This is a genomic window from Methanobrevibacter sp. (genome assembly GCF_017447225.1).
Classification (GTDB): Archaea; Methanobacteriota; Methanobacteria; order Methanobacteriales; family Methanobacteriaceae; genus Methanocatella.
Genome location: NZ_JAFSNZ010000026.1, coordinates 1 through 4134 on the forward strand (window position 1 = coordinate 1; position 4134 = coordinate 4134).

3 protein-coding genes are annotated in these 4134 nt (G+C 31.4%); all 3 read right to left on the minus strand.

What is annotated here, in order from left to right; all coding sequences use genetic code 11:
• Positions 1-452: 452 nt before the first annotated feature.
• Complete coding sequence (locus IJQ68_RS02345; protein WP_292796450.1) at positions 453-1487, minus strand: TIGR01177 family methyltransferase; 1035 nt, start codon at positions 1485-1487, stop codon at positions 453-455.
• Between the two features lie 21 nt (positions 1488-1508).
• Positions 1509-2561: a PH domain-containing protein gene (locus tag IJQ68_RS02350; RefSeq protein ID WP_292796452.1), complete on the minus strand. Its 1053-nt coding sequence runs from the start codon at positions 2559-2561 to the stop codon at positions 1509-1511.
• A 133-nt stretch (positions 2562-2694) separates the two neighbouring features.
• The gene (locus IJQ68_RS02355; protein WP_394355663.1) at positions 2695-3948 is read right to left on the minus strand and encodes a proteasome-activating nucleotidase; all 1254 of its coding nucleotides are present in this window, start codon (positions 3946-3948) and stop codon (positions 2695-2697) included.
• Between the last annotated feature and the right edge of the window lie 186 nt (positions 3949-4134).

Genomic DNA, 4134 nt, shown 5'->3' on the forward strand with positions numbered 1-4134 from the left:
ATCAATATTCACCACATCTACAAAACCAACATCATACTCGAAAAAACTCAAGTACTCATAAAATGTATCGCTACATGTGGAAAGCAACCATCATTGTTATGATTGTTATATACAATTTAACTTAGGTCATCGCCATAATTCATATAGCACATCTAATAGACAGAGATATTTAATTAACAAAATCAATTAAAATATATTGCAAAAATTATTTTTAATAAAAAATATTTATAATATATGAATAAAATCTTTAAATAAAATTAATTAAAGATTAAAATAAAAAAATAATTCGAATTATGAAATATTTTAGAATAAATTTTATACAACAGAGATGATAAATAAAAAATATAAGAATTAATTAAAAAAATAGTCCCAAATAAAAAAATGAATTATATATTAAAAGAATATGAAAAAAATATTGAATAAAAATAACTAGTATATAAACTTAGCTATTTTCATGATGATTTTCGTATAACAGAGATAATTCTAGTTAAACTCCTATGCATTTTAATGGCATATTGTTCAACAAGTTCAAATCCCACTTCATTTATCATAGGATCCAAATCCACATAATGAGGGCTTGCCATACATAAATATGCATCATCAGCCATGTTATCATAGATTGCATGGAAAAATTCTTTAAATATATCATCCCCATCAATGTCCCCAGTGGATGTGGAGATTCCATATGGCGGATCTGTAACAACACCTGCTACTTTTTCATACATCTTAAGTTCACGGACATCCAGATGGAATGTTCTATAATCGGTTATTCCACAATAATCCAGATTAATAGCTGTTCCATTTTTCATCTTCCAGTTAACGTCAGACCCCACGACTTTACATCCAATCAGACCTGCTTCAATCAGTATTCCTCCAGTCCCACAGAAAGGATCCAAAACCAACTGCCCTGCTTTAACTCTTGAGAGATTCACCATACATCTTGCAAGCTTAGGACTCATTGAACCGGGATAGAAAAATGGTCTTTTATGAGGTTTAATCTCTTCAAAATGCTTTTTATTGAGATGATATCTTTCAATTGCAATATAAATAACATCTTCGAATGCAACCAGCCTTACTAAAGAATTCGGCTTATTTAGCTTAACTTTAATGTTTTCAGTTTTTTCCAGAATTAGTGAACCTGCCCTTCTTTCAATGGCTACTGTATCTACTTGAGAATTGAATCTTTTCAATCTTACAGCAAAATTCTCATGAATATAATCCTGCCAGTCAATTGATAATAAATCTTTTTCCAAATCGTGTATATTGGAAGTCTTTATTATTTGGTGAACCTCATGAGTATAACCTAATCTTCTGGTTAATATCTGATAATATTCATCTATATCCTCTGAAGAAATATTATTTAATATAACTAATCCTTCTGTTATTACATCCAAATTACATTTCATCTCTTCACATTCAATAACGGCTTTAAGTTCGCCCTGGGGCAGTTTTGGATGTTCCTGTGACTGTATACATAATAATTCCATTATCTAATCACCAATGAAGATTTATCTTTTAAATTTATCAAAATGTCTTTTTATTATAGTTTCGCTTGAGTCATCCACATCATTTTTCTGAGATTCATCATCTTTTCTGGAATATTCCCTATATTGATATTCATCATCATTATTATAATAGTAATCTTCATCACTGCGAGAATAATTACTGCTTACTTCATTATAATAGTTTCCATCATCATAATTGTTTGCTGATTCATAATCGTTATTCAACGCACGATTAATGTTATGTTCCAGACTTTCCTCATAAGGTTCATACTGATACCTATTTCTTTGAGGTTCCTGATAGGATATGTCTTCAGGATAATAGTCATATTGTCTGCGTGAGTATTGCTCTTCCTGTCTGATTGGAGTGATTACATAATCGTCATCATCATAATAATTATCAATATCCTGCTGTGGAGACTGATAATACTCCTGATTTGCATAATAATCATTCCTATTTTGATAAGAAGGCTGATAATAATCAGAACCCTGATAGCCAGGATTGTTGAAATTCTGCCTATTCGGCTGATAATATGATCTAGGCTGTGTCATTTTGGAAAAAATAATATCTTCCACTTTAGATGGATTGGATATATTTTCAAGAACCATCTGATTGTTATCATATGCACTGTACACACTGACTGATCCCACATTAAATAATCTTGATAAAATACCTTGGGACGTGTTAATATCCTGAATGGTGGAATAAGGCATGTAATTCTTACGGGTAATTAATATACCTGATTTTACAATGATTTTAGATTCTGTCAAAACATAATCCTTGGAATACCAGCCAATTATTTGCCATATGATATAAACAACAATCAAAAGAATTACTACAAAAACTCCAATTGCCGTATATCTGGTTAAGGACAGTTTAACATAGGAAATCATATAAACCTGCATTTCCCCAACGAATTGAATAATAGCTCCAGAAACAGATAAAACAAGAATTAATAAAATCAATCCAAAAATAGCTTTTTTACAACCCAACAGCATATTAGGTTTAGCCTGATAAATAATTCTATCATTTGCCTGATTATCTTTTTTTCCAAACATAATAATACTATTAGTCGTTAATTTTAAATAAAGTTTTACAAAAAAAGTATAAAAAATAAGCCTCAGCTCGCCCATCATTCATCACTAATCAGAGCTCATAGGGTTCATCATAGGCTTATTTGTAAAAGAATAACTAACCGAACATTACGCCAGCTTCTTTTTTGAACTCATCATCATGTTCTGAGTCTACAACTTTATCAACAGCATCCATGAAATCTGCAACAGTTACCTTATCACGTTTTTCACGAATAGCAAACATTCCTGCTTCAGTACAGACAGCTTTCAAGTCCGCACCGGACAATCCATCAGTCAGGTCGCTTAAAAGGTCAATATCAGCTTCTTCATCCAATGCCATTCTTTTAGTATGAATTTTAAGAATTTCTTTTCTTCCATCCTCATTTGGAAGAGGAACTTCAATGAATCTGTCAAAACGGCCAGGTCTTAAAAGAGCAGGGTCTAAAATATCAGGTCTGTTGGTTGCACCGATAATACCGATATCTCCTCTGGATTCAAAACCATCCAATTCAGCAAGCAATTGCATTAAAGTCCTTTGAACTTCCCTGTCACCACTGGTTGAACTTTTAAGCCTTTTAGCAGCTACAGCATCAAGCTCATCTATGAATATAATGGCTGGAGCTTTTTCTTTTGCCAATTCAAATACTTCACGTACAAGCCTTGCACCTTCCCCAATATACTTTTTAACAAATTCGGAAGCGACAATCTTGATGAATGTGGCATTAGTTTCATTTGCAACAGCTTTAGCGAGTAAAGTTTTTCCAGTTCCCGGAGGACCGTATAACAATATTCCTTTAGGCGGATCAATACCAATTTTTTCAAATAATTCAGGTTCTTTTAATGGTAATTCAACAGTTTCCTTAACTTCAACAATTTGCTCTTCCAAACCACCGATTTGTTCATATGTAACATCAGGTTTTGCTTCAATTTCCATACCTGAAACGTTTGCATCTTTTTCAGAAGGCAATACTTCGACAATACCAAAAGTCTGTTGGTTTAGAGCAACTCTGGAACCTGGAACCAATAATTTTTCATCTAAGAATTTTGAGTAATTAACAAGAAAACTAGGACCAGTACTACTTTTAACTGTCATCCTATTTTCATCTAAAACTTCAGTAATAGTAGCTAAAACTAAAGGTGGAGATCTAAATCTTTCTACTTCGGAACGTAAGGATTTAGCTTCTCTTTCTAATCTAATTTTTTCATTTTCAATTAGAACTTTATCTTTTTCTAATTTCCTAACTTTCCACATCAAATTACTTTTTGCTTTGGATTTCTCTTCACGTAGTGAGGAAATTTCATCCTGCAAGGTTTCGACTTTTTCAATTAACTCCTCTTTAGAAGAATTTTCCAAATCATCAAAATCATTCATGTGAATCATCTCCATATAAAATTTCTACAACAAAGTTACTTTTAATAACATTTAGTTATCATCAAAAATAACTATTAACTTTTCCTATACTCCAATAAAAAAATATGAATTTCCTAATATAAAATATTATAACATTTAAATTTATAAATATTATGGGTCAATTCACAAAAAGTGAACAATAAATAA